General features: G+C 61.7%; 1 protein-coding gene. It reads left to right on the top strand.

The features are described from left to right. Positions 1 to 405: DUF4331 family protein (locus tag A3764_RS19210; RefSeq protein WP_150122309.1), on the top strand; the 405-nt coding region annotated here is incomplete at both ends.

The raw sequence follows: 405 nt of genomic DNA, 5'->3' as shown, positions 1-405 counted from the left end.
CTACATCGGCACGAAAACACTGCCGGATTACGACGCATATGCGAGCCGGTATATCTACAACAACGTGGATATCCCGAACTGCAGCGTCGACGGTCGTGTCTTCGCCGGTCAGCGGGCCGAAGCCTTTGCGGTGAACCTTGGCCAGATCTTTGACCTCGTGAACGTCTCGGGCGGACCGATCCAAGGCCCGGCCAACCCGATGTGGCCCCAGTATGGCAGCGGTCCCGGACCTGTCGTGCAGGATCGCGACAACGACGAACTGATTGGCACCTCCAACGTGACCAGCCTCGCGCTGGAGATCCCGATTGCCTGCCTGACACAGGGCAGCGATCCGGTCATCGGTGCCTGGACGACCTCCAGCCTGCCGCAGGCCGAACTGGAAGATCCGTCGCCCACTTATGAGCA

The organism is Sulfitobacter sp. HI0129 (assembly GCF_001635395.1).
Taxonomy (GTDB): Bacteria; Pseudomonadota; Alphaproteobacteria; order Rhodobacterales; family Rhodobacteraceae; genus Sulfitobacter.
The sequence above is the reverse complement of the archived record's forward strand: the minus strand, read 5'-3'. Positions and strand labels throughout refer to the sequence as shown.